This window comes from Aequorivita viscosa, assembly GCF_900106795.1.
GTDB classification, from domain to species: domain Bacteria; phylum Bacteroidota; class Bacteroidia; order Flavobacteriales; family Flavobacteriaceae; genus Aequorivita; species Aequorivita viscosa.
The window spans coordinates 17,186-42,992 of sequence record NZ_FNNS01000004.1; the positions used below are offsets into that span (position 1 = coordinate 17,186).

The following is a 25,807-nucleotide window of genomic DNA, read 5'->3' on the forward strand; positions in this document are numbered from 1 at the left end:
AGTTTGTTATATTTAACTTCGCGCCTTAGATAATAAACTTCTATTTATATGCAAATTCCACATATCGCGGTAATCATCATTATTGCCGCTAACGTAATTATTTCGATGAAAGGGTTTAATGATTTTTCCTTTTTTGAGCGGTATAAATTTAATGTTGGGGGGATACGTCGCGGGGAACAGATACGAATGTTCAGCTCTGCATTTTTGCATGCCGACTTCTCGCATTTGTTATTCAACATGCTTACGCTTTACTTTTTTGCCGATGTAGTGATCAATCAAGTTGGAGTTCCTTATTTCGTGATTATTTATGTAGTGAGCTTATTGGCGGGAAACCTTTTGGCGTATTATTTTCATAAAGATGAACCGCATTATAGCGCAATTGGAGCCAGTGGTGCGGTAATGGGAACTCTTTATTCGGCTATTTTGTTTTATCCAGATATGGGGTTGTATCTATTCTTTATTCCCATCCCAATTCCAGCGTGGCTTTTTGGAATGGCATATTTGTTGTATTCCATATACGGAATGAAAAACAGGGTAGGCAATATAGGCCACGATGCTCATATTGGCGGTGCAGTTGGAGGATATGCTTTAACACTGCTATTTGCTCCATACCTTTTTCAAACTAGTTTATGGATTGTCCTTTTACTCGCAGTGCCACTTATAATTTTATTTGTAATGCATAAGCTTGGAAAGTTATGATTTTAAGCACTAAATTTTAAACATCAAAAAACTATTACGATATATGAAAACCATACAAACCCTTTTAATTTTAGCAATAACAACTACAACTATGATGGCTCAAAATAGACCAATTCCGTCAGTTGATGTTTCAGGAGTAGGTGTTGTGAATGTTATACCCGATGAGGTTACCATTAATATTCGTGTGGAGAACACCGGTGAAAACACAAAAGCCTTAAAGAAACAGAATGACGCAATTGTAAGTGAAGTTTTACGGTTTTTAAAACAGGTAAAAATTGCAGATAAAGATGTGCGAACCGAGTATATGAATCTTACTAAAAACTACGACTACAACAGCAAAACATACACTTTTGCAGCAAACCAATCGCTTTCTATTAAATTACGCGATTTAAGTAAATACGAACAAGTAATCGATGGTTTATTAGACACTGGCATTAATCGAATAGATGGAGTTGTTTTTTCATCTTCCAATAGAGAGGCGTTGGAAAGTCAAGCAAGAAAAAAAGCCGTTGCCAACGCAAAAATGAAAGCCGAAGAGTACGCTTCAGTATTGAATCAAACGGTAGGAAAGGCATTGTCTATTAGTGAATTTAGAGACTCAAATGGGCCGCAACCATTGTATAGGGCAATGGCGATGGATTCTTCATCTGGCGAAGGACAAACGATAGCTCCAGGCGAAATGGAAATTAGAACTACAGTTAATATAAGCTTTTTATTAGACTAGAATAATAGCATTTTTTTTCATCAAAATAAAAACTGGAAAAGAAGTGTTTTAAAAACGCTTTCTTTTCCAGTTTTTTTAGGTTAGTATAACACCTACCGTTTAATCTCCCAGTAAACTGCCAATCTTAGCTTCAAGAGCAGCACCACGAAGGTTTTTGTCTATAATAATGCCATTTTCATCTAAAAGAAAAGTAGCTGGAATAGAACGAACGTTATATTTTTTAGCAATTGGATCATCCCAAAACTGAAGGTTTGAAACGTGGTACCAGTCCATTTCATCATCTACAATTGCTTGTAACCACTTATCTCTTTGTTCTGCTCTATCTAAGGAAACACTAATAATATTTAATCCTTTGTCGTGATATTTTTTATACACTTTTACCACATTTGGGTTTTCTACACGGCATGGTCTGCACCAAGAAGCCCAAAAATCGATAATTGTATATTTTCCTAATGTTTCTGATAGCGCTATGTTTTTTCCATCAGGACTAGGGGCGCTAAACTCAGGGGCTTTTACTCCTATTTCCGCATTGCCCATTGCTTCAAGTTTCTCTTTTAGTTCTTTGGCCATATCTGTAGCTTCTAATTCAGGACTTAAATCCGACATATATTTTTGCGCGTCTTTAACAGAAATTTCGCCTCTACTAACCATCTCGGCAATAAGCATTATAGTAAACAGGGATTTTTCGGTTTTAGAAAGAAACTCCTTTTTGTATTCAGTTTCTTCCCCCATTAAGTTTAAGTTTTCACTTTGAACTTTAGCAGCTGCTACGGCATCATTTTCTTGTTGTGCCTTTCTAAACGCTGCAATACTCGCCTCTTTTCTCTTATTGAATTCATTCATTTTAGCGTTGAATTCAGTGTAAGTTTTATTTTGTTTTCCACCGGTAACTACGCTGGCTTGCATGCTATCCTTATAAAGAACAGCTTTCATGTTTTCTTTTTCAGGGAAATAAAGTACCGTGCCGTTTGCTTCATTTGTTCTAAGGAAATTTAATTTAATAGTATTGTCGTTTGGGTAGGTGCCTGAAAACTTACCGTCTTTAACAACAAGGGTGTCAATTACTTTGGTTTGCTTATTTTTAAAGGTGTTAACAAAAATTTCGGTGCCCTCGGCAAAGCCAACCGCATCACCTTCTAGAGTGTACGTGTTTTTCTCCTCTTGACAGGAAAAAAGTGTGAAAATTACTGTAAGGAACAATACTAAAAACTGTCTCATAATATGCTTTATTTATTTTCGGCAAAAATACTGGAATATTCGAAGATAGGTAGAGAGCTTCCAATATTTGGATAATTCTTAACATATATTGGAAACAGAACTTGTACATTTAGAGTTTTAAGTTATGGATAAACTGAATAACAACGAGCGGGATTTCCCGATGAAAATAAAAATTGGTTTTGGGAAGGTTTTCGATGTATGTCGTAAACAGCTTGAAACCAGTGCAAACCATAAATGGGCGGCTGAGATACTTTTGTTAGCCGATGAGTATCCAGAATTAACTTCAGGAATAGATACTTTTGAAGAACTTCAGAAATACAATGAACAAATAGACAAGGTTCTGCAACCTTTGTTTCCCGCAGTGTTTGTGGACAAGGAAATTAAATTTGCAACAGTTCCGTTACACGATGTAGCATTTAAAAGTACCGAGTGTTACAAAAATTTAACGCACGCCGCTGGCAAGGATTTTTATCCTGATCTGGTAAGTTTTGATGAAGAGGAGTCTTACCTCATGGGATGTGCGCTCATTTCGTCTCACTATTACGGAAGAGATTTGAGTTTTCAACGCGATTTTCATTACAACATTCCCGACAAAAAGGATATGATTCGTAATTATCGGGTGGTTTACAATACAGATTATATAGAGATCGCGAAATCACCTTCGGCTCCAGAACTTACAGATGCCGATTTCAATGAACTTCTAGAGAGTTTTGATGATATTGCTGTGTGGAAAGAGAAATTTCCACCGCAGTCCTATACCTTTAAAGGGTTTATCATAGCTCACCTTATTGATGTTACGGCTGATATTTCTATTTCAGATTTTAAAACCGATTTACTCCGGTTGGAAATGACTAGAGGATTCGAAAACACTGATTTTGCTCGAATTTTTAGAACTATTTTCGAATTAAACAACCTCGAGATAGGTTTCGCTGATTACAATGATGAATCCGAATCGTTTGAAAGAGTATTGTTTAAAGAAATAAAAAGTTTTTTACTCTGTGATAAAAAATCATTAGGAAGCAAAGACGCTTTGTGTAGTGCATCATATTATACGTTGTTTAAGCAAAAAGAATTATATGTTATAACAGATACCGAACGATACCGTAAACTATACCCAGATAATTTACTTTATAAAAAACTACTTGAACAAGGCATTAAAAGCGCCATTTTTGCTTCTATTGTTTCAGGCGATAAAATACTCGGAGTTTTAGAGTTAGTGTCTTCTAACAAAAACGAACTCAATACCATAAATGCAAATAGGTTAAAAGAAATCATGCCGTTCCTAGTCAATTCGGTTGTTAGGGCGAAGGAAAATCTCGAAAACGAACTAGAGTTAATTGTTCAGTCTGAATGTACTTCAATTCATAAAAGTGTTCACTGGAAGTTTAGAAAGGAAGCTAAGCGTTATTTTGAATCTATAACAGAAGGTAATCCAACATTTTTTAGAGAAGTTGTGTTTCGCGATGTGCATCCACTATATGGACAAGTTGATATTAAGGGGTCTTCTGAAGCAAGAAACGAGGCGACAAAAATGGATCTTGCCGAGCAATTAGAATACGTTTCGCAAGTAATTAAAAAGTTAAATGCAATAGAACCTATGCCAATTTTTGAGCAGATGGATTTTGCTATAGCCGGTTTTATGGAGGAAATTTGTGTTAACCTTCAAGTAGATACCGAACGTAAAATTGTAAGCTTCCTGTCTTCTGAAATTATCCCTTTCTTCAAACATTTAAGCCAAACAAATGAGCAACATAAAAAGTTGGTCGAAGAATACAATGAGCTAATAGATGTAGGCACGGGCTTGGTGTATAAACACAGAAAAGATTATGACGACTCCGTAATGCAAGTAAACAAAGTGCTTACTGCAGTATTGGATAGAGAACAACGAGAAGCGCAAAAGATGTTCCCCCACTACTTTGAGCGCTTTAAAACCGATGGAGTTGAGCATAATTTATACATAGGTGCTTCCATTACTAAAGAAAAAGCCTTTAATGCTATTTATTTAAAAAATTTAAAACTGTGGCAATTACAGGTAATCTGCGAAATGGAGAACACTTATTTCCGTTTGAAAGATCAACTTCCTGTAGCGATGGATGTGGCTTCTATGATTTTGGCATTTCACGGTTCATTATCGCTTCGATTCCGAATGGATGAAAAGCGCTTTGATGTAGATGGAACGTACAATGCGCGTTATGAAGTAGTGAAAAAACGAGTGGATAAGGCAAATATTAAAGGAACCGACGAACGCATTACTAAACCTGGGAAAATTGCAATTATTTATTCCCAGAAGGAAGATGAAGAGGAATACAAAACGTATGTTAAGTTCCTTCAGTCGCAATTATTGCTAGATGACGATTTAGAAGTTTTAGAACTTGAAGACTTACAAGGAGTAACAGGTTTAAAAGCGCTTCGTGTAAGTGTTTTGTACTCTAAAAAGAATAAACAATCTAAAGAGTATTATACGTATGAAGATTTGATTTCGGAAATTAGTGAGTAATAAAGATTAATCGCATTACAAGTCACAAAAGTTCTAATTAAATTAGCGATAATCACTTACCTGGTTTGCTGCGTAGAATGATGTTAGGAGGCTTATTAGTAAATTTGCGATTTTTACAATTTTTTATTGAATGAACTCATAATTATGTGTCAAATCTTTTGTTTTATGTGGTATATTATCTAGATTGTGTTTGTTTTTTTTATAATAAATTATTAATATTGAGGGGCTAACCCTTTTAATGTTTATTTATGATTACTACAAACCCCTTTAAATTTTGGTATTTAATTCTAATTTTTTCGTGTTGTTTAGCTTCTGCTAACCTTTTTGCGCAAGTAGGTATTGGTAACACTAATCCGGATGCTTCATCACTGCTCGATATTCGCGATGCTGCTAACGATGCTGGTATTTTAATTCCTCGTGTAGATATTACTAATTTAAATACAGCAGCACCAGTCACTTCTCCCGCTACTAGTTTATTGGTTTATAATACGAATACCACAACGGGACCTGGTTTCTTTTTTTGGAACGGAACAGTCTGGACGAGTATTGACGGTAATAAGGATTGGAAATTAGGAGGAAATACTGGAACTACCCCAGGAACTGCTTCTGGTGAAAATTTTATTGGAACTACCGATGCGCAAAATCTAGTTTTCGCAACAAATGGAACTGAAAGAGTGCGAATTGACACAAATGGTGACGTCGGGATTGGAACAGCTGCAAATGCTTCGGAAAAATTGGAAGTTACTGGAAACATGCGGCTGAATGGTGCATTTATGCCTGCAAATAATGCTGGTACCGTTGACCATGCGCTTTTATCTGCCGGTGCTGGTGCTTCACCAACTTGGACTCCCTTTAATTTTGCAAATAAAACAGCTACAACTACCATTGCTAAATATTTTGTTAATTTAACACTTGCTTCTGACTTTTCACCTAGTACAAGACAAACATTTACAGTAACCGACACTAGCTGTCGTAACAATAGTTCTATTAGTATGAGTATTACCGGACCATTCAACGTAGCCTTTGAAGGTTTAATAATAATGAATACAACTACGGCTACTGGCCAGTTTCGCTTTACCCTTTACAATTTAACAGGAGCTACTATAACCTCAGGAACTGTTATTCCTTTTAGCTTTATAGCTTTTTATTAAAATTATTATTATGAAATTTATTTTCTCAATTATAAGTATCGTAGCAGTTGTAGGTGTTTCATATTCTCAAAATACTAAAAGTGTTGTCGATGCCCATAAAACCGAGAAGTTTGTTAAAACAACTTCACTAAAAACAGGAACTGTAAAGCAGGATGGCGATGAGCCGTCTAATAAACCTGTGGATGCTTATGTTGTATCGAATCAAAACACAATGGTTGTCGTATTAAAACAGGAGAATCCAAAAACGGAACTAACTGATGATGAAATTATCGTTAGTGAGGAAGCAAACGAAGCTATCCTGCCAATAGATATAACGACTACTCCTAATAATCAGGTTATATTTGAGAAATCTAAAACAAGACGATTAACAAACCAAGAATTAGAAAGTGAGGTTTAATTTAATGTTGTTGCCCAAAACCTTGATTGTAACTGTACATTCCAATGTGCGAAGTACGTGTTGGGTTTTGATGTTATCTTCCTATTTTGCGCTACATTTCCATATAAAAGAATGCGGCGAATGCAGCTAACGAAATGATTGTTCCTGCCACGAAAATGGTATAAGTAATTCGTAAGATTCGGTATTTCCTGTCTAAAACTTGTCCGAGGAAATAAAGGTCTTTTGTTAGGGATTTGTATACATAATCGCGGTCTTTTAAAAGTTCTTCAATAGCCCATTCAAACTCCTTTAATTTCATTTTATGGAAATTGCCAAAGAAGGTTAGGTTTACCTCTTGATTGGCGATGTCTTCTTTTGTAAACTCTCCGCGCGTAATGTTTGGTCGCGTAGCAATTACTGCCAATATCATTGTTGTAGCACTGAAAAGAATAAAAATAGCAGTCGGGATAATTAAATAATTGTTGTTGTCTAGCTTAGATATAAGATTTGATAGTACCAATGAGATTATAATGGCATTTACGGAAAGCATAATGTTAGCTTTTGTATCTGCAATATCACTCAATTTAATATGGTTCCGTAATGCAACACGATAAAAGGTTTGAATACCTCGATCGGGACTTTCATTTTTATACTTAGCTTTTAATTTTGCCTTGTCTTCATCCCGTCGTAGTTTTTCTTTGTTCTTTCTTTGTTTTGATAAAAGGTTTGAAAGATTTTCTTCTTTAGTTGGTTGCCAGTTTTTAAGAGCATAATCAGTATAGAATTGGTGTTCTTCTACCAAAATTCTAATGTTTTCTTTACGCCATTCTTGAGGAGAATATTTCGCTTGATCCTGAAGCATTAATTCTAACCTTAAAAATTCGCTCGTCTCTTCAAAATAATCCTTGCCAAAGTGAGAACAATCGGCATCTCGGATTATCTTTTCAAGCTCTGTTTTCGGATTCTTATATTTAAATTCGGTAGCCAAAATGCACTTTTCTACTGCTGCAATCATGGGCTCCTCTACATTTTGCGATTCCAAGAATTTACGAGCTATTTTTGTGCTTTCTACTTCATGATTTTCTCTTGATACAATGTAACCAGTATCGTGGAGTAAAGCCGTTAAACGCAGTATAGTTGCATCTTTAACATCAATTTGTGAATGTTCAATGATTTCATTTATACTTTTATAAACACGCTTAGAATGTGTATAATTGTGATACACAAAAGTATTTGGAAGCTTCTCGATAAAGAGCTTTAAAACAAAATCATCAGTGGCTTTAATTAGATTCTCCATACTATTGAATTAGGCACTCCAAAGTAACAAAAAATAGAAACGAAGAACTGTATATGAATAAAATTAACATCTTTATAACTTTTGTAGCCGCTGTGTTCCTTTCTGGCTGTGCAACTTACGCTCCGCAATACGACTCCTCTGCAAATCAACAAGCAGCAGCTCCATTAGGAGATGTAGAAAAGTCATTTTACTTGATTGGAAATGCAGGCACTGGCAATGATAAAGCGTCGAAAGCAATGCAATCCCTTGGTAAGTATATAGCTGCGAATAACACTAAAGACAGTTACGTACTTTTTTTAGGAAACAGTTTTTATCCAAAAGGAATGCTTCCTGAAAATGAAAAATTGACAAAACAAGCAGAAAATTCAATGCAACTTCAATTGGATGCACTAAAGGATTTTAAAGGGAAGGCTATCGTAATTCCAGGAAACCTCGAATGGAAAGGAAGTGTAGATGGACTAGAACTCGAAGAAGATTTTTTGAAAGCGCGGTTTAATGATGAAGATATTCTGCAACCCAACAACGGATGCCCCTTAGATGGAATTGATATTACCGATGATATTTATCTGCTTACAATTGATACCCAATGGTTCCTTCAAGACTGGGACAAACACCCAGAAATGAATAAAAAGTGCGAGATAAAAACACGCGAAAAATTTTTTGATGAGATTGAAAGCGAACTCAAAAAAAACGCGACTAAAACCATCATTTTTGCAATGTATCATCCCTTTATTACTTACGGAGAACACGGCGGAAAATATCCGGCAATTCACAAAGATGTTTTCAGTACTTCGATAAAATCGGTTAAAACCCTGGGCGCTATTTCCAAACAAGATCGATATAACGAACAGTACAATTACTTAATGGATAGGATGGAAGTCCTTACAAAAGATATTGATCGGCTAATTTTTGTTTCTGCACTCGACAAATCATTACAGTATATAGAAAATGGCTCTGTAAAACAAATAGTTTCTGGTTCTGGATCGGGCGCCACAGCAGCTTCGTTAGGGCAATACGGCCAGTTTGCCTATGGTGGAGAGGGCTTTGCTAAACTCGATATAAGCAAAAATAGCGGTGCTCAGGTTCAGTTTTTTAAAGCAAAAGATGATGGTTCTTCCGAACTACTCTTTAAAAAAGAAATCTTCCCGCAAGGAAAAGGTTTGGACTTTAGTGTGCTTCATCACAACTTTCCTAAAACAGTAAAGGCGAAAATTTACGATGACAGCTTAGTCGAAAAAACAGGCTTTTATAAAACTATTTGGGGAAAACACTACCGAGATGTGTACGGGACCGAAGTAACCGCAAAAGTAGTGCTTTTAGATACACTTTATGGTGGTTTACACGTAGTGAGAGCAGGAGGAGGACACCAAACCAGATCGTTGAGGTTGGAAGATAAAGACGGTCGGACCTATAACATGCGTGGAATGAAAAAAAGCGCGGTGCAATTCCTTCAAAATGTAATTATAAAGGATAAAGTAATTGAAAACGACTTTAAAAATACACTTCCTGAAGATTTAATACTCGATTTTTACACTGCAGCCCACCCTTATGGTGCGTTTACCATCCCAAAACTTGCAACTGCTGCAAATGTTTTACATACCAAACCAATATTATTTTACGTGCCTAAACAAGAGGCGCTTGGTCAGTTTAACGAGAGTTATGGCGACGCACTTTATATGATTGTAGAGCGTCCTGATAAAACCTTTGACGGTCCTTTGTTTGATTACCCGGACAATGTAGAAAGCACCGATGACCTTTTGGAAAAACTACAACGCGATGAAAAATACGCTTTAAATGAAGAAGCTCACATCCGCGCCCGCATTTTTGACATGCTAATTGGAGACTGGGATAGGCACAACGATCAATGGCGCTTCACCCAACACGATAACGAAGATGGAACTGTCACTTTTTTACCCATTCCTAGAGATCGCGACCAAGTGTATTCCAATTTTGACGGAGGATTGTTAGACGTTGTTCGGGCACTTTTCAATACGGCGCGACAGTTTCAAGTGTATGGAGAAGATTTAAAACATACCGAGTGGTTTAATTCGGCCGGAATTAAATTAGACCGTGCTTTACTGCAAAGTTATGGACGAGAAGCTTGGTTGCAACAGGCTGAGTTTATTAAAAACAATGTTACCGATGAAGTAATTGAAGAAGCTTTTAAAGATCTTCCAAAAGAAGTGCAAGACGAAACAGCTGCAGATATTAAATCAAAACTGAAAGGAAGACGCGACAACATTGTAAGAATTGCAGAAGAATACTACGATTATTTCGCAAAATTACAGACAATCACTGGCACAAATAAAGATGATTATTTTGAAATTACACGACTTCCGAATGGTAAGACAAACATAAAAACGTATCGCATAAAAAAGGGAGAAAAAGCAGATTTAATGTTAGATCGCACTTTCAGTTCTAAGGAAACCTGTGAAATCTGGATTTATGGTCTGGACGACGATGATGTTTTTGAAGTTAAAGGAAAAGGAGATAGCCCAATTGCAATTAAAATTATTGGAGGCCAGAATAACGATGTTTACAAAATTGCGAACGGAAAACGTGTGAAAATTTATGATCATAAGAGCAAGAAAAATACGGTAGAGGAAAAAGGCGGTGCCGCATTTCGTTTTACCGATAATTATGATTTCAACACGTATGATTATAAAAAAGAAAAGAAAACTATAAATCTACTGCTTCCTGCTATAGGTTATAATCCAGATGATGGTTTCAAAATTGGTATTACAGACGTGCTTACATTTAACGGTTTTCAACGTAATCCATTTTCGCAACAACATAGGTTTGGGGTTGGTTATTTCTTCGCAACTGAAAGCTTGGGTGTTACGTACGAAGGAGAGTTTGCTAATATTTTTGGACAATGGAACTTCTTGGTTGGAGGACACTTCAAAAACCCCAATTTTGCAGAAAACTTTTTTGGTTTCGGAAATGAAACAATTAATCCCGATTATGAATTCGATATAGGGAAAGATTACAACCGCGTACGAATTGGCGGTTACGGAGGTTCTATCGGAATTAAAAAAGACTCCCCATACGGAAGCGTTTTTCAGTTTAAAACCAAGTTTGAAGGCGTTAAAGTAGAAGGAACTTCAGGAAGACTCATTACAGACTTAATTCCAGCTCCTATCGAACTCGACAAAACTCATTATTATGTTACCGCAGAAGGAGCGTATCAATATGAAAGCTACGATAACAAAGTAAACCCAACACGCGGAATGGATTTTAATTTAGTAGCTGGAGCAACTCAAAACACCAAAGATGGCGATGCAGTTTTTGGTTATGTAAAACCACAATTGGTTTTTCACAACGCCCTTATCCGAAATAGAAAGTTAGTGTTGAAAACTGATGTTCGCGGTCAATTCAATATCGGGAACAATTTCGAGTTTTTTCAAGCAGCACGGTTAGGTAGCGATACAGGATTGCGAGCATACAGAAAAGAACGTTTTGCAGGTAGAACGGCAGCTGTGGGTAGCGCAGATGTTCGCTACAGTTTCAATTCATTTAGAACCACCTTAACACCTATTCAAATTGGCGTTTTTGGAGGGTATGATGTAGGGCGAGTGTGGATACCGAATGATACTTCAGATGTTTGGCACAACTCATACGGAGGAGGTTTTTGGGTGAATACAGCCGATTTGTTAAGTGCAAATTTCAACCTTTTTGCAGGTGATGAAGGACTTCGTTTCACTTTTGGAATGAAGGTTTCAATGTGAAAGGAATTGTAATTGAAAAGGACTAATAGATAAAACCTTCAACAAATAATTAAAATTCGTATTAGATTGTTAATTTTTAAAAGACTATTTCCTTCTTTAATAGCATTTTCAGTAATCGCTTCTTGTGCCACTTTTGAGCCACAATTCAAGGATAATTGGGAAAATCCAACCTATCCATCGCACAAAAAAGTCGCGAAAACATTCTATTTAGTAGGCGATGCGGGTTATTCACCAATGGGCGGAATGAGCAAGGGGTTAATTGCGTTTCAGAATTACCTTAAAGACGAAAAAGTCGCTGGCAACTATACTATTTTTCTTGGCGATAACATCTACCCGTCAGGAATGGATCCCGAAGGCCATCCGCGTAGAGCCCAATCGGAGAGTAGGATGGATGCCCAATACAACGCAGTGAAAGACTACGACGGTAAAACCATTTTCATTCCAGGTAATCACGAATGGTATAACAACGGAGTAGTAGGCGTTGCCCGTCAAGAAAATTACGTAAAATCTTTGTTTCCCAATCAAGACGCATTTAAACCCAGTAACGGATGCGCAATTGAAAGTATTGCTGTAACCGACGACATACAGTTAATAATTATAGACACCCAATGGATGCTCGAAGACTGGAATAAAAACCCCACAATCAATAAAAATTGTGATATTAAAACGCGGGAAAAATTTCTACTAACGCTTCAATTAGAATTCGATAAAAACCAAAATAAAACCGTTGTTTTCGCAATGCACCACCCTATGTTCACTAACGGAAACCACGGGGGGTATTTTGCGTTCGAAAAACATTTGTATCCGTTTCAGAAAAAAATCCCGATGCCAGTTTTGGCTTCTTTGGTAGTGCAAATAAGGTCGCAGGGCGGTGTTTCTGTGCAAGACAGATATAACGAGCTCTATAACAATTTTATGATTCGACTGCAGGAAATGGCAAAGAACAACAAACGATTGGTTTTTGCATCGGGTCACGACCACAACTTGCAATACATAGAGCAAGACGGATTCCGCCAAATAGTTTCAGGTTCGGGTTCTAAAGAATCGTATGCCGCTATAGGTGAAGCTGGATACTTTAGTACGGGGGCTCAGGGTTTTGTGGTGTTGGATGTTTTTGAAGATGGCTCTTCTTGGGTCCGCTATTTTGTAGTTGCGGAAGATTTACAACCTGAACTTATTTTTCAAAAAGAAATAATTCCCGCTCCAGAAGTTGTTGATACGTCAGTCTATGCTAAAATCCATCCACCAGAAAAAACCATTTCCATTTACCAACAGGACAGTATTCGGGAAGCGTTGTTTTTTAAAACGGTTTGGGGTGCTAAATATAAAAACGCATATTCACAGCCTGTTACCGCTCCAGTAGCATCGCTAGACACACTTTACGGAGGCCTAACAGTAACGCGAGAAGCTAGTGGGAATAACTACAACGCCCTATTACTTACCGATGCTAAAGGCAATAAATACCGAATGCGGGCAATGGCAAAAAATGCGTTAAAACAATCAACTGAAATTGTTTTTGAAGACAATAGTAAACCCTCCAAAGAAGGCGAAATTGAAACTTCAACAATGAAAGGGCAGGGTATAGATTTTTATACAGCTTCGCATCCGTATGCCGAAATGGCGATTCCAGATTTGGCGAAAACGGTTGGAATTTTTTATACTACACCAAAATTATTCTATGTTCCCAAGCAAAAGAATCTAGGTAATTACAACGAAAAATTTGGAGATGGCCTGTATCTAATTTCCGTGGCTCCTTCAGAAAAAAGTGAAGGTGAAGAACGCTTTGAATATCCGGACGACGTTGAAACAACAGATGACATCCTTATAAAAATGCGTAAAACCAATGATGTTTTTGTCGATGAAGAAAACTATATAAAATCTCGCCTTTTTGATATGTTAATTGGCGATTGGGATCGTGAACCCGACCATTGGCAGTGGGCAAAATATTATAACCAAGATAAGAAAAATGTTTTTGTGCCAATTCCAACCAATAGAGATGATGCTTTTTCAAGTTTTGAAGGAAATATACTCGATATCACCCAGTCGTTATTTAGTGGTACCAAACAATTTCACGTTTATGGAGAAGATTTAAACGATTTGCAATGGTTTAATAAAGAAGGGATAATTCTAGACAGGGCGCTCATTCGAAATTCAGGTCGCGAACAGTGGAAATTTTTGGCGAAGGAAATTCAAAATAGTTTAACCGATGAACGAATAGATGAAGCTTTTAATGGTATTCCTTCTGAAGTTCAAGATGAAGCTTTGAACGATATAAAACAGAAACTTAAAGCGCGGAGGGGAAATTTGGAAGATATTGCCGATAAATATTACTCCTATCTTGCAAATCAACAAACCGTAGTTGGTACAGACCACGACGATATATTTCAAATCACTCGCCTTCCTGATGGAAAAACGAACGTTCGTGGTTTTACTGTTAGTAATGGTAAAAAATTTGATACACTTATAGATCGAACTTATTCTTCAAAAGACACAAAAGAATTATGGATCTATGGTCTTAAAGGAAACGACAAATTTGTAGTTAATGGAGATGAAAATGATTTGATTTTTATCAGATTAATCGGAGGCATGGGTAAAGATAGTTACGATTTAGCGGCGGGCAAACGAGTTAAAGTGTACGACTTTGAAGAAGCTGAAGATACGATTGTCGCTCGAAACGGTGGCAACCTTCGATTTACAAATGTCTACAACCTAAACACCTATGATTACCGAAAACAGATTGAACGTTCGCAAAACCTACTTTCGGCAATTGGTTACAATCCTGATGACGGATTTCGTGCGGCAATGCAGTTTGAATACAGAGTAGATAACTTTCAGCGAAACCCGTTTTCTCAAAAACATACGGTTAATGCAGCGTACTATACTGAAATAAATAGTTTTGATATTTCGTATGAAGGGGAATTCGCAAACATTAAAGACAATTTAAACCTAAGTTTTGGAACTCGGTTTACAAGCCCTAATTACACGGTGAATTTTTTCGGATACGGAAACGAAACCCAAAACCTTCAAGACTCAGAAGGCTATGAGTTTAATAGAGTAGAAGTACAGCAGATTTCAGGAAACGTAGGGGTTCTTCGGAATAGTAGTTTTGGTAGCTTCTTTAAGTTGCAAACTACTTTTGATGCTTTTAAAGTAACAAATTCACCTACGCGCTTCATCGAAGAAGTTGAAATGTTAGGCAAAGACGAAACCAATTATTTTGGAACTATTGAAGGTATTTACAAGTACCGAAGCTATGATGATATTCGCAATCCAACCATCGGGATGCTCTTTGATTTAAACGTAGGAGCGACTGATAATTTTGAAGAAATGGAAAACCTTTTTGGCTTTATAAAAACGCGCATAGGGTTTTATAATTCACTTGTGAAAAGTGAAAAGTTGGTGCTTAAAACAAACTTGCGGTATGAAGTAAATATTGGAGAACGCTACCAATTTTATCAAGCTGCAAACCTCGGTGGCGATAACGGTTTACGTGGGTATAGAGAGCAGCGATTTACAGGAAAGTCGTTTTTAGTAGGAAATGCCGATTTGCGCTATAGTTTTCCTGAATTTAAACTAGGACTTCGACCTATGCAGATAGGAATTTTTGGTGGAGCTGACGCAGGAAGAGTTTGGCTCAAAAATGATAATAGCGACAGATGGCATAATTCATACGGAGGCGGCTTATGGGTAAATGGTTCAGGAGGGCTTAACGCTAATTTCAACGCCTTTCATTCAACAGAAGGAACACGATTTACTTTCGGTTTAGGTTTTGATTTTTAATTCTTCACTTCTTTTAAAAGTAAATTATGAACTGATAATTTTTAGATAGGCATACACTGTTATCTTATCTAAATATAGATTGTCTTAGTTAAGCCAGCCAATAAAGACTTAAGGTGGGCGGTACGGGCGGGTCTTGTTTCTTTCCTCGAGCACTAATGATAAGCATATAAAAAACAAGAGCGATTCGGGTTAGGAATCGCTCTTAAAATAGGGTAATTGCATCTAGCACTGCTATTTAATAATCAAAATTATGCTTTTAGTCATCATCATCACAAATATCAGTTCCAACATTGTCGCTAAAAGTTACGTTGGTGTAAGTAATTCTAGAATCAGGATGGATTTTGCGTTCTACAATACCACAACCTGCGCTATTGGTTATATGCAAATTAGTTGCTTTTAATGTAATAGTTTCAGTTGTCTGACTTCCTAGTGAAAGTCCACCAGAGTGGTTAAACCAGTCCCAATGAGATTGTCCAGCATCGGCAATAATGGTGTTTTCAATTTTATTTAACATGCTGTTACTGGCTGTTATATTAATTCCTTTCCAACTTCCAGCACCGTACTGTCCTGAAAACTTAACAGGTTGATCTGGAGTACCTATAATTTCTAGAATGGTATTGTCAGATTCTGTTTGTATTCCATATTCTTCACCAAAAATAATTTGGCAGCCTTCCATTATTTTTAAGTGTCCTGGTTTTTCATTTCCTCTATCACGAACAACATATATGTTCTCCTCAATAAAATATGGTATTCCTGGATTTAGCCAAGTGTGTATTGGGCCACCTACTTCATCTTCAATAAAGCCACGATTGTATATGGAACCAGTATTCACATAAATTTGATTTGTGCCGTTATTGGCATAGTTGCTCTGTGCGCCGTCTAAAAATTTAATTTTTCGAGCAGCAATCTGCATTGGATATCCTTGGTTATCAATTATAGAGTTAGATTCCCATCCCTCAATATTTGCTGAGCCCGTTATATAAGCGCCGTCGCCTTTGTTATTTCGAATGATAGTGTTCTTAACCTCCACTTTACTCCCATTTATGGCAGATAATGCAGGTTTACTACCATCAGTTCCTCCGGCAAATTCAATAATACAGTGGTGCATTTTATTGTTTAAATCACCCGAATCCATATAGATTCGATTCCAAGCACCTGGACTACTCGTAGTTCCTGTAAATGTTATAGGTTTGTCTGCAGTACCTACTGCTATTAAGGCTCCTGTTCTGGTGTCGTAATCGTCTATAATTAATCCGCCACCTTGCTCAAAAGCAATTGTAACCCCAGGCTCAATGGTTAGAGGAGCTCTTACTTTTACAGCACAAGGCCATATATAATCTATTCCAGCGCCACGGTCTTCCAGGACCATTGCTTCGGTAATTATAGAACAGTCTAAAACTAAAGGTTCAATTACTGGTTCGTCTGGAACTGATTCATCTTCGCTACTACAACTTGAGTATACTGCGCCAATCAGTAATAAAAGAAATAAATTTTTAAAATAAGTTTGAAAAGTTTTCATGTGTGTTGTTTTTAAATTATACATTTTTTTAGAAATGATAACTGAGGGGCTAATTTGTGATTCGAAATGCGAATTTTCATAATTATTTCGCCAAAAGTATAGAGGTCTAGAGGAGGTAACAACGGTTAATTAGTATTTGGTGCAGTTGGCTTAGAATTCAGCAACGATTATTTATAATACAGCGGAAGTATATTATTTTGGTTGTTATAAGATGTTTTGATAAAGTGAACTAATCTAAAGTTATATCCATAGATGCTGTGGAATGATTTTAGATGCTGTAGTTGCTCCTTGGGAATCAGGGTGAATTCTTATTAATATTCACCTCTTTTGGGTATTATTAGCGTTTATCTTCCTTCTAACTCATCAATAAGGGATTCGTTGTTTTCAGAACCTTCTAAATTGAGTTTTTTACGGATACGATATTTAGTTACCCGTACAGTATTTGAAGAAACGCCAAGCACCAACGCCATTTCATTATTGTTTAACTGAAGTTTTTCTAAACATAAATAGCGAATTTCAGCTTGACTTAATTCAGGAAATTTAGCCTGAAGGGAAGGAAAGAAATCTGGATAAACCTGTTTAAATAAGTTTTGATATTGGTTCCAATCGTCTTGGGTTAATATGCTTTTCGATTTAAGTTTTGAGAGTAAGTTCCTATTTGTTTCGTTTGCTTTATTCTCTTTTAATTGAGTAATTAAGTTATGGTCTTCGCGTATCTTAAATGTTAGGTTATCTAACTTGTGCTTCGCATTTGTTAGTGCTTTTTGTGTTCTCTCTAACTCTAACTGCTTGATTTGTTGTTTCTTTAAAAGAATTTTATTTCTAAACCAATAAGCGAAAATACTTACTAATAATAAGATTGCGATTAACAGAATGATGAAATTACGTTGGGCAAGTTTTAATTGACTCTCTGTATTGAGTTTTTCAATTTCCATTTGCTTTTCTTTGGCTTCAACAGTTTGATTGGCGCGAAGTAATTGTAAGCTATTAAACTCTTCATCGTGCTTCTTGGCCGATGCCATTGCCAAATCTAAGTAAGCCATACTCTTTTTAGGTTCATTATTGGCAGCGTATCATTTACTCATAACTGGGTAAAGCTTTTGATATCGTTCAGTTTGCCCAGACTGTTTTATGTATTTTTGGGATTCGTCAATTTTTTCTTTCGCTTTTTTTAATAGATTTTGCTTTAAATAAATATCAGCTAACGGAATTGTAGAACCCGATGCGAGACCAAAGTCATTTATTTTTAATGCCCCATCAATGTCTGCTTCGAGTAGAGGAATGGCCTTTTCATAATCGCCATTTAAATAATAATTATAGCCTAAGTTTCCAGCAGCAATCCCTTTCCAAATAGGGTTTGCGTAAGAAGTGGTATCGTTAATAATCTGTAAGAACGACTTATTGGATAATTTAAAATTCCCTAACTTTTGATAACATAGGCCCAATGTGTTTTGAGCTTCCGTAACGGCTAACGAATTAAAACTTGTTTTTTGAAGTTCACTGGCTTTTTTAAAATGAGTAACTGCAGTTGCATAATCTCCAAAATGATAGTAACAAAGTCCGATAAAGTTTAAATGACCCGCCATATTTGGAAATTTATTGGGATCCATTTTCTCAAGAATTTTTGCCGTGCGTAAAAGCCAAACAAAGGCTTTTTCATAATTCTTAAGATTCCAATAATGCGCGGCAATGGTTTTTACCGCACGTTCTTCTATGTGTGGAATGTGTTGTTTTTTCCCTTTTTCGGCTACTGTAATAAGTTCTTTAATTACTTCAGGATGTTCAAAACCGTATACATGCCAGATTAAATACGCTTTTAGTAATTCAGCTTCTAAAACTAATTCCTTGTCTTTGTTCTCCCAAGCCCAAGTTTTCATTTTATAGGTGTAATCGTTCGCTTTAACAGAATCTTCCACATAAAGTGAAATCATATTCTGGTAAAGTCGGGCAATATTTTCAACCTTCTCGTTATAAGGTTTATGAAGCATTTGTTCATATTGGGCGATTGTCCTGGCTTGGACTAAGAAAACACAAAGGATTGTGAATATTAGTTTCATTTTTCGAGCGCGCGTGGGATAAAAACAGGTGTTTTAAAATCCTCTAAACTCAAGGGCGAGACAACTGGAAAAGTTGTGAAAAAGGAGATGCCGATATAGGTGTCTAAGGATGAAAAAAGGGGTTTCAAAAACTTGTTGTTCTATTAGGATGTAAAAATATAACTAAAAATTAGTTTTTCACTTCAGAAAGCATACTTCTTGCAGACTTTAACCCGAATAAGCTACGATAAAATGAGTTTAATTGACTTTTGTGTATTATATCGAGCTCAGGTTTTGAGTATTTAATCGAAACGCTACTATCAGTTTAAAAATGATTATGTAAGAAATGATAGCTAACATTTTTACATCTTCTAGTAAAGAAGAACAAGGCTCGGGGTGAAAATAAGTCTTCTCATTCCTCTTTCTTAATTGCTGTTTTAGGGATATTAAATCGTTTTACTACTTAAGAATAAAACACACACTAGTTTTCATTTCCAGCGAGTTTATATTATGAAAAAGTTATAAGCATCTACCAGTAGAAAGTCAGTTTTTGATTATAGTTTGATTATTTGTCCTACCATTTTTTCAACTTAACTCTAGGTAATACTATTAAGAAACGAAAAAACTCAGCAGGATTTAAAAAAATCGTGCTGAGTTTTATGAAATGTTCGTTAGCCGAACATTTGTATGTGAACAATTAATTCTTCATTAAACGATATGTTTTAGACTCTTTGCCATTTGTTATGGTAACTAAATAAACGCCTGCTGCCATTGTTTTATTTAGAGGCACGCTGATTGTTGTTTTATCAAAGTCTATATCTTGGCTATAAATGCTTCTTCCGGTTAAGTCGCTAATATTAATTGAAAACCGTTTTCCGTTTAATTTTGGAGCACTAATATAAAAATTGCTTCCAGAAACCGGGTTAGGGTACAGGCGAATGTCTGAAAGCAAACTATCTTCGTTAATAGTAAGACGCTCAGCTACTTCAATAGAAAAACGATCTGTTGCAATACTCAAAGGATTTTCTGGATTTACGGAAAAGTTATAGCTACTTTCTCCAGATTCTAGTTGTATTCTATTTCCTGTCGCATTGTCCACAAGATATAAGACGGTATCTTGAAGTCCGTCAATTTTTATTTTCAATGTATAGTTGGAGTTTGTAAAGACAGCACTGTACAATTCGTACACTTCATTTGATTGAGGCATTTTTCTTTTTTCAATGCTTAGGTAGGTTCCGTTATGGTTTATTCCAAGATTTTCGTAAAAGTTCATAGGTTTTACAGCATCGGCGTCAGTGATATCATTATCAAAATCGTCGCTAAAAATTATTCCGAAACTATCGTGGGTAGGTCCACCGTTGTTGAAATTTTCTGTTTTGTATAGCTGTACAGTAATCATATCAAAACCAGATAGCGGTCGGCTGGTCGCTGTAAAGTTACCTGGAGCTTTATTGCTTTCGTTAAAAACTATTTGCGATGATCCATTAGCCGCAGTTGCAAATTGTGCTCCTTGTCCTGGTTGTAAATACTGATTGGCAACGGATTCTGCTGTATTGGTTCCCGATGGCAAATTTACCGTTACATAAGCTCCATAATCTGCTAATGAAGGATCGTAAATATAATACTGCCCTGTATTGACGTTCATAGTACCATCATTCGCAAAAACCTCATTTATATCAATAGTGCTTTGATATGGATTTCCAAACATTACAAAATCTCCCGAATTTGTTGTATTAAAAGATAACGAACGATTTCCTTTAGATAAAATTCCTTTAGCGCGGAGAGTAGTTGCGCTAGATGCGTTATTGTCTGTTAAATCGATACTTCTATCGCCTCGCACAAAAAGTAAATACGCATCTGCTGGTGTTAAAGGAGTTAAATTTGTATTGGCTATAGATTCAAATTGCTGGTTTTCAACGTTTACAATAAATAAAGATGGGTTTCCAGTTGATGTTGCATCAAAACCGTTTTCTCCTGTGGTGCTTCCAGTAATATGTGTTCCAAAACCTGGTGCAGGATTCTCTGTACTGCTGGTTGCTCCTTCTTGCCAATTGGCCTGAATAGATTGTGGTGTAGTAACTGGGCTGCTAACCATTCTATAAGAACGTTTATTTTGCATATATTGCTGAACCGTTACACCTCCTAATATGCGAGAGCTGGAAGGTACGGGACCAAGTTCTCCGTTTGAAGTTGGGGTGCTAATAAATATTAGATCCGCTTCTTCTTCAACAAAAATATCTCCAGTAATATTTAAAATGCTATGAATTTCCAAAGTTGCACCGGCATTAACCTCAAGATTATTTACAGTAGTAGGTAGATTCAACGAAGCTGCACCTCCTATTACCTGAATATCAAAAAATTCAGTGGTGATGCCGTTTGGATTGCTTGGCAACCAACTTTCACCATCGTAAATATATTTGGGGGGCGTTACGTTTACAGTATAGTCTTCAACCTCTCCGTAACCAAATGTGTCACAAGGTGTAGGTATTGTTCCTTGATATTGTACTTTAACACGCATACGTGTTTCTCCTAGGGGTGTTCCTTCGGGAACTGTAACATTTAAGGTATGAGGCCCATCAAGATAAGTATCCGTTGCCAATGTATAAACTTCTCCGGCATCATTAAGTTCACCGTTTTGATTCCAGTCAATGAATGCGTAAATATAATCTTGACCGTCAGAGTTTATAGTTACTGAAATTTGGTTTGTAGAGCCAATAGCAACGTTAGCAACCTGAGATGTAAAGTCATTATATCCGCTTTGCTCAGTTGTGGTATTATTTATATCGGCAAAAGTTACGTTAGTAATGTATTCATAATTTACATCATCAGCCATAGAAGCACAATACGTAAACATAGTGGTAAAGGCAGCAATATCAGAAAAAGTTATTTCGCCTGAATTGGTGCAAGTAGTTTTTAACCTCCATTGAACTATGGAGTTAGTTGTGGACGGCGCCGTAGCTGTGTGAGCACTATAATAATTTGAGGCAGGCCCTTCGTCAATCCATTCGCCTCCATCAGTACTGGATTGCCATTGATATACCACGCCATTTTCCATAGTTACGTCACTAGAGCTAGAAACAACATACTGCGACCCAGTATTTCCTACTGTAGGATATACTGTAGCGATGCCCGAATTAGGAGTTCCAGAGCAAGCACCCACAGTGGCTTCATCCACCACAAGGTCAATAACAAATTTTGAATTTTCGTCAATACTATTTGGCGGTATAGGTATATAAATCCCGCATGCTTCGGATGCAATATAGCTTACCTGTGTTTCTGTTTGTGAAGCCCCTATAAATAAAAGAGGATTGTTTTCCCCTATCTCTTGTATCGTTGCCACTACAATTGTATTTGGTGAAACAATAGCTGGAGTATCAAAAGTTCCTCGTACCGTTGAACCCACCAATGCTGGTGTTACGCTTATAGTTTTTGTTGCCAACGGTGTAGGTAAATTTCTCAAATCAAAATTCGCGGGAAATATCGGGAATTCAAAAACTTTTAGTTCCAACTGGCTATTTTCTGCCAATTGTGCAAGATTAAATTCTATGCCCAAAAGACGAACATAATTTGTAAAACTTTCATTGCCCAAATTATAAACCCTAGCGTAAAAATTGTCGCCAGAAGTGATGCCATTATTACAACCAATCCCTTGATTGGACACCGCACCCGCACTTTGAGTTAAAACAATTTCAGGACCTGATAAATTTTGTCTAGTTTCGTGTATACTAAAAGACTCAGATGTTCTTGATACACCCGCATTGGATAGCCTATTCTGTCCTATTAAAGACGGAAGTGCGGTTAGCAGAAATAGAAGTGATAAAAATGTAATTTTTTTCATAATGTAACCATGTTAAATTAGTTTTAATAAAAAAAGGGAGGTTTACTTATTTAAATTATTTAATGTATTGAAAGCAATTGTATGCCATGCAACTTTACTTTTATCGTATTTGTAGCATATTAGAAAACGTCAAAGATCAGTGTGCAAAATTAAAATAAAATCATTTTTTGCACCAATATTTTAGGCAACTTTTATTTTTTTATACATAAATGAAATTAGGATATCCTTATGCCGTTCTGGAGCAGTAAAACAAATAGCAACTCCTAACTAGTGCTGAGTTAAGTCAAAAATATCGCATGCTTCAAGGTGTCTTTTGTGGCATCTTATCGTTAAAAATAATTCCGTAGCTAAGGCTATGCAATGATTTTTTGCCTAAAGCTGTCACAACATTCACGATAGCCTTATGCGTAATTTCAACTTTAACGTAACACTAGAAAAGCAATTAAATCTATATTTAACAGCTTGGATAAACAAGTACTTCAAGTGAACGGTAGGCTCATTTTTAAAGTAAAATTTAAAAATTGATGTATCGCAGTTTTTTAATTATAATATTATTTGAACACGAGGGATTGATTATCTTTGAAAAAAACAGCAGTTATGAGAAATTCGCAACGATTCAAATTTCCTAAAACAGTTCTTTTTGGAATTACCACCGCGTATCTAGTGCTTATAATAGCTACTTACTTGTATTATTATAAAGAGCCTATAATCGTGTGCGCCCAACGAATGCTCGTAGCTCAAGGAATTGCACTTCTATTTCAGGTGTTTTTAAATTATATCAATTATCATTCAGTAAATAAAATTGTTGTTCTAGCTACCTTGTTCATTAGCAGCATCCTATTATTTGGTGCTATCTCAGCGTTTTTTAATCTTGGGTTGATGTGTGAACTTTATGGGTTTTAACTAATGCGTTTCTTTAAAATAATTTTTATGTGTTTTCTGTGTGCGACTGCAGTGTTTTCCTATACATTTTGTTTAAAATCGTACATTATAGCAAACTCAGAATTGTTATGTAAAAAATCAAAACAAAGTCTGACGTTTGTATTATTATAGTAAGGTTCATACTTTCGATTCATTGATTTTTAAATTCGTAACGAAATGGATTGTGACAATTTCGAAATTATTTTTTATACTTTAAATAATAATAGCTTTTATGATATTATGCTAGTTGCGTGCTTTTCTGCTGTAAACGGTTTCGTTAAAATTTAACTTGCCTATTATAGTGGTGTGGCAAAGCACTCCGCTGCTCCTCTTCAAGTGCATATAAACAAAATATTGTGAAGGGTAAATACAGTTGTGTTTTTCAGGGTAAGCCCGAATTGCAAAAACTTACACCTTTCTACCTATTCAGCATTTAATGATATTTAACAGTTTTAAATTTGAATTCTAATTCATATCTGCTGTATACTCATTCAGGGTTGTGACCGCTCATAGTTATGAGTAGATTTACCCTTAAAATAACTGTAAACATTTAAAACTATTAAAATTAAGCCTATGAAGAATGAATTTAAAAGAATATGGACATTGACGCTTTGTGCAGTATTATTAGTCATGGCTTCCTGTTCTAGTGATGACAATCCAAATGAACCTACTACAGAAAACGTGGCAGCTACTTTGTTAGACTGTGACCTTTTTTTAGAAGACCTAATACTCACTGACAATCCAGATGCACCAGTAGATTACATTATTAATTGCCATGCGGCTGTTAAAGGAAAATTAACCATAGAACCTGGCGTGGTAATTCATTATGGGAAAGATGCTCGACTTCGTTTTATGGAGGGGTCTTCTTTTAGTGCCATTGGTACGGCTGATAAACCAATTGTGATGACTGGAACAGAATCTAGTCCTGGGTGGTGGGAAGGTATTTTGTTTTTGAATACCAATTTTGGAAATATTATGGAATATGTTGAAATAAGCTATGGTGGCGGACAAACTTATAACGGACACGGTCATGCAAGTGTAGTTGTATATAGTGGTAGCGCACTTACAATGAAAAATTCTATTATTAGCCATAGTGAAGAAACAGCTTTCGAAGCACGTTATAATAATACCTTCATAAATATTAAGAATAACAGGTTTTCACAAAATGTACAGCCACTTATAATCAATTATCTAAATGCGCATGAGGTTTCTGCCACAAATGATTATACAGGTAACAACCTAGATAAGGTTTTATTGATTCCCGAATCAGGTGCTATTGTCGATCCTGTTAAGTGGGAACACATCAATGTGCCATATCGATCTATGGGAGATATAAACATTGCTACAGATGGCAAACTAACCTTAGAACCAGGGGTTGTGATTGAAATGACCTCGGGAAGTCGATTTAAAGTTATTGATGGAAGTTTAAGTATAATAGGAACTCAAGAATCGCCCATAACAATTCGAGGAAAAGAATCTGGCCCAGGTTCTTGGAGAGGGATTTTTATAAATAGCGAGAATCCAAACAATATTCAATTCGCCACTATAAGCGATACTGGTGAAGAACCTTTGGAAAATAAAGGTGCTGTAGATCTATGGTATAACGCATCACTTTCAATAATCGCTACAACGTTTAAAGATGCAGCTGCCTGTGGAGTTTATGGTAGGTTGCTGCCCGGTCAAGATGAAAATCCAAATTATAGCTATTCAGGACTTACAATGATTAATACCGCTTGCGGACAACTCTTTGAGCATTAATCATCATCTACGGCCATAGCTTTGGTTTTATTTAAGCTATATAACAATACAAGTTTATATAACGAATTAAAGAAATAAGTAAAGTTTTTAATCATTAGTGTCCGATTAAAATTTTCCGTAAATACGTTTAGTTAAAACTGACAGGTGCTTAAGACATCTCATCAAGTGATAGCTTGGTATTGAGTTCAATACTTAAATCTGACAATTAAGAATTCGACTTAACCAATATATCTTAATTATCAGACAGTTAAGAAGAAAGTGTTAT

15 protein-coding genes are annotated in these 25,807 nt (G+C 36.2%); 9 read left to right on the forward strand and 6 right to left on the reverse strand.

Features of this window, described 5'->3' with window-relative positions:
• The first annotated feature begins 48 nt into the window (after positions 1-48).
• Positions 49-699, forward strand: a complete 651-nt coding sequence (locus tag BLW28_RS02935; RefSeq protein ID WP_073214109.1) for a rhomboid family intramembrane serine protease — start codon at positions 49-51, stop codon at positions 697-699.
• Positions 700-742: 43 nt separating this feature from the next.
• Positions 743-1,423, forward strand: a complete 681-nt coding sequence (locus BLW28_RS02940; RefSeq protein WP_073214112.1) for an SIMPL domain-containing protein — start codon at positions 743-745, stop codon at positions 1,421-1,423.
• Positions 1,424-1,522: 99 nt separating this feature from the next.
• Here the strand turns inward: BLW28_RS02940 and BLW28_RS02945 are convergent, their stop codons facing one another.
• Positions 1,523-2,641 (reverse strand): TlpA disulfide reductase family protein, encoded by a 1,119-nt coding sequence (locus BLW28_RS02945; RefSeq protein ID WP_073214114.1) that lies wholly within the window; start codon positions 2,639-2,641, stop codon positions 1,523-1,525.
• A 124-nt stretch (positions 2,642-2,765) separates the two neighbouring features.
• Between BLW28_RS02945 and BLW28_RS02950 the strand changes: the two genes are divergently transcribed.
• The 3 genes from BLW28_RS02950 (at position 2,766) to BLW28_RS02960 (ending at position 6,686) form a co-directional block, all read left to right on the forward strand.
• Positions 2,766-5,138 carry a GAF domain-containing protein gene (locus BLW28_RS02950; protein ID WP_073214117.1) on the forward strand — a complete coding sequence of 791 codons (2,373 nt, stop codon included), beginning with the start codon at positions 2,766-2,768 and terminating at the stop codon, positions 5,136-5,138.
• Between the two features lie 248 nt (positions 5,139-5,386).
• A complete protein-coding gene (locus BLW28_RS02955; protein ID WP_073214120.1) occupies positions 5,387-6,289 on the forward strand; it encodes a hypothetical protein in 903 nt (300 codons plus the stop codon).
• Between the two features lie 10 nt (positions 6,290-6,299).
• Entirely contained in the window at positions 6,300-6,686 is a 387-nt protein-coding gene (locus BLW28_RS02960; RefSeq protein WP_073214124.1) for a hypothetical protein, read from the forward strand.
• Positions 6,687-6,777: 91 nt separating this feature from the next.
• Here the strand turns inward: BLW28_RS02960 and BLW28_RS02965 are convergent, their stop codons facing one another.
• Positions 6,778-7,962 (reverse strand): Pycsar system effector family protein, encoded by a 1,185-nt coding sequence (locus tag BLW28_RS02965; protein ID WP_073214126.1) that lies wholly within the window; start codon positions 7,960-7,962, stop codon positions 6,778-6,780.
• A gap of 53 nt (positions 7,963-8,015) precedes the next feature.
• On the opposite strand from BLW28_RS02965, the gene BLW28_RS02970 reads away from it, so the two are divergent.
• Both BLW28_RS02970 and BLW28_RS02975 read left to right on the forward strand, forming a co-directional pair.
• Complete coding sequence (locus tag BLW28_RS02970; protein WP_073214129.1) at positions 8,016-11,690, forward strand: BamA/TamA family outer membrane protein; 3,675 nt, start codon at positions 8,016-8,018, stop codon at positions 11,688-11,690.
• A 66-nt stretch (positions 11,691-11,756) separates the two neighbouring features.
• Positions 11,757-15,470 carry a metallophosphoesterase gene (locus tag BLW28_RS02975; protein WP_083540645.1) on the forward strand — a complete coding sequence of 1,238 codons (3,714 nt, stop codon included), beginning with the start codon at positions 11,757-11,759 and terminating at the stop codon, positions 15,468-15,470.
• A gap of 256 nt (positions 15,471-15,726) precedes the next feature.
• Here BLW28_RS02975 and BLW28_RS02980 read toward each other — a convergent pair whose 3' ends face one another.
• From BLW28_RS02980 to BLW28_RS02995, 4 genes are all read right to left on the reverse strand, one after another.
• Positions 15,727-16,989, reverse strand: a complete 1,263-nt coding sequence (locus BLW28_RS02980; RefSeq protein ID WP_073214132.1) for a hypothetical protein — start codon at positions 16,987-16,989, stop codon at positions 15,727-15,729.
• 344 nt (positions 16,990-17,333) lie between these two features.
• On the reverse strand, positions 17,334-18,032 hold the full coding sequence (locus BLW28_RS02985; protein WP_092842527.1) for a helix-turn-helix transcriptional regulator: 699 nt from the start codon (positions 18,030-18,032) through the stop codon (positions 17,334-17,336).
• Between the two features lie 30 nt (positions 18,033-18,062).
• The gene (locus tag BLW28_RS02990) at positions 18,063-19,046 is read right to left on the reverse strand and encodes a tetratricopeptide repeat protein (RefSeq protein WP_073214137.1); all 984 of its coding nucleotides are present in this window, start codon (positions 19,044-19,046) and stop codon (positions 18,063-18,065) included.
• Between the two features lie 676 nt (positions 19,047-19,722).
• On the reverse strand, positions 19,723-22,863 hold the full coding sequence (locus BLW28_RS02995; protein WP_073214141.1) for a GEVED domain-containing protein: 3,141 nt from the start codon (positions 22,861-22,863) through the stop codon (positions 19,723-19,725).
• 597 nt (positions 22,864-23,460) lie between these two features.
• On the opposite strand from BLW28_RS02995, the gene BLW28_RS03000 reads away from it, so the two are divergent.
• Both BLW28_RS03000 and BLW28_RS03005 read left to right on the forward strand, forming a co-directional pair.
• Positions 23,461-23,766: a hypothetical protein gene (locus BLW28_RS03000; RefSeq protein WP_092842528.1), complete on the forward strand. Its 306-nt coding sequence runs from the start codon at positions 23,461-23,463 to the stop codon at positions 23,764-23,766.
• 591 nt (positions 23,767-24,357) lie between these two features.
• Positions 24,358-25,542 (forward strand): hypothetical protein, encoded by a 1,185-nt coding sequence (locus BLW28_RS03005; protein ID WP_143036830.1) that lies wholly within the window; start codon positions 24,358-24,360, stop codon positions 25,540-25,542.
• The last annotated feature ends 265 nt before the right edge of the window (positions 25,543-25,807 follow it).

Bases quoted from the DNA above. Each gene is read 5' to 3' on its own strand.
- BLW28_RS02935 (WP_073214109.1), top strand. From the start codon at position 49: ATGCAAATTCCACATATCGCGGTAATCATCATTATTGCCGCTAACGTA.
- BLW28_RS02940 (WP_073214112.1), top strand. From the start codon at position 743: ATGAAAACCATACAAACCCTTTTAATTTTAGCAATAACAACTACAACT.
- BLW28_RS02945 (WP_073214114.1), bottom strand. From the start codon at position 2,641: ATGAGACAGTTTTTAGTATTGTTCCTTACAGTAATTTTCACACTTTTT.
- BLW28_RS02950 (WP_073214117.1), top strand. From the start codon at position 2,766: ATGGATAAACTGAATAACAACGAGCGGGATTTCCCGATGAAAATAAAA.
- BLW28_RS02955 (WP_073214120.1), top strand. From the start codon at position 5,387: ATGATTACTACAAACCCCTTTAAATTTTGGTATTTAATTCTAATTTTT.
- BLW28_RS02960 (WP_073214124.1), top strand. From the start codon at position 6,300: ATGAAATTTATTTTCTCAATTATAAGTATCGTAGCAGTTGTAGGTGTT.
- BLW28_RS02965 (WP_073214126.1), bottom strand. From the start codon at position 7,962: ATGGAGAATCTAATTAAAGCCACTGATGATTTTGTTTTAAAGCTCTTT.
- BLW28_RS02970 (WP_073214129.1), top strand. From the start codon at position 8,016: ATGAATAAAATTAACATCTTTATAACTTTTGTAGCCGCTGTGTTCCTT.
- BLW28_RS02980 (WP_073214132.1), bottom strand. From the start codon at position 16,989: ATGAAAACTTTTCAAACTTATTTTAAAAATTTATTTCTTTTATTACTG.
- BLW28_RS02985 (WP_092842527.1), bottom strand. From the start codon at position 18,032: ATGGCTTACTTAGATTTGGCAATGGCATCGGCCAAGAAGCACGATGAA.
- BLW28_RS02990 (WP_073214137.1), bottom strand. From the start codon at position 19,046: ATGAAACTAATATTCACAATCCTTTGTGTTTTCTTAGTCCAAGCCAGG.
- BLW28_RS02995 (WP_073214141.1), bottom strand. From the start codon at position 22,863: ATGAAAAAAATTACATTTTTATCACTTCTATTTCTGCTAACCGCACTT.
- BLW28_RS03000 (WP_092842528.1), top strand. From the start codon at position 23,461: ATGAGAAATTCGCAACGATTCAAATTTCCTAAAACAGTTCTTTTTGGA.
- BLW28_RS03005 (WP_143036830.1), top strand. From the start codon at position 24,358: ATGAAGAATGAATTTAAAAGAATATGGACATTGACGCTTTGTGCAGTA.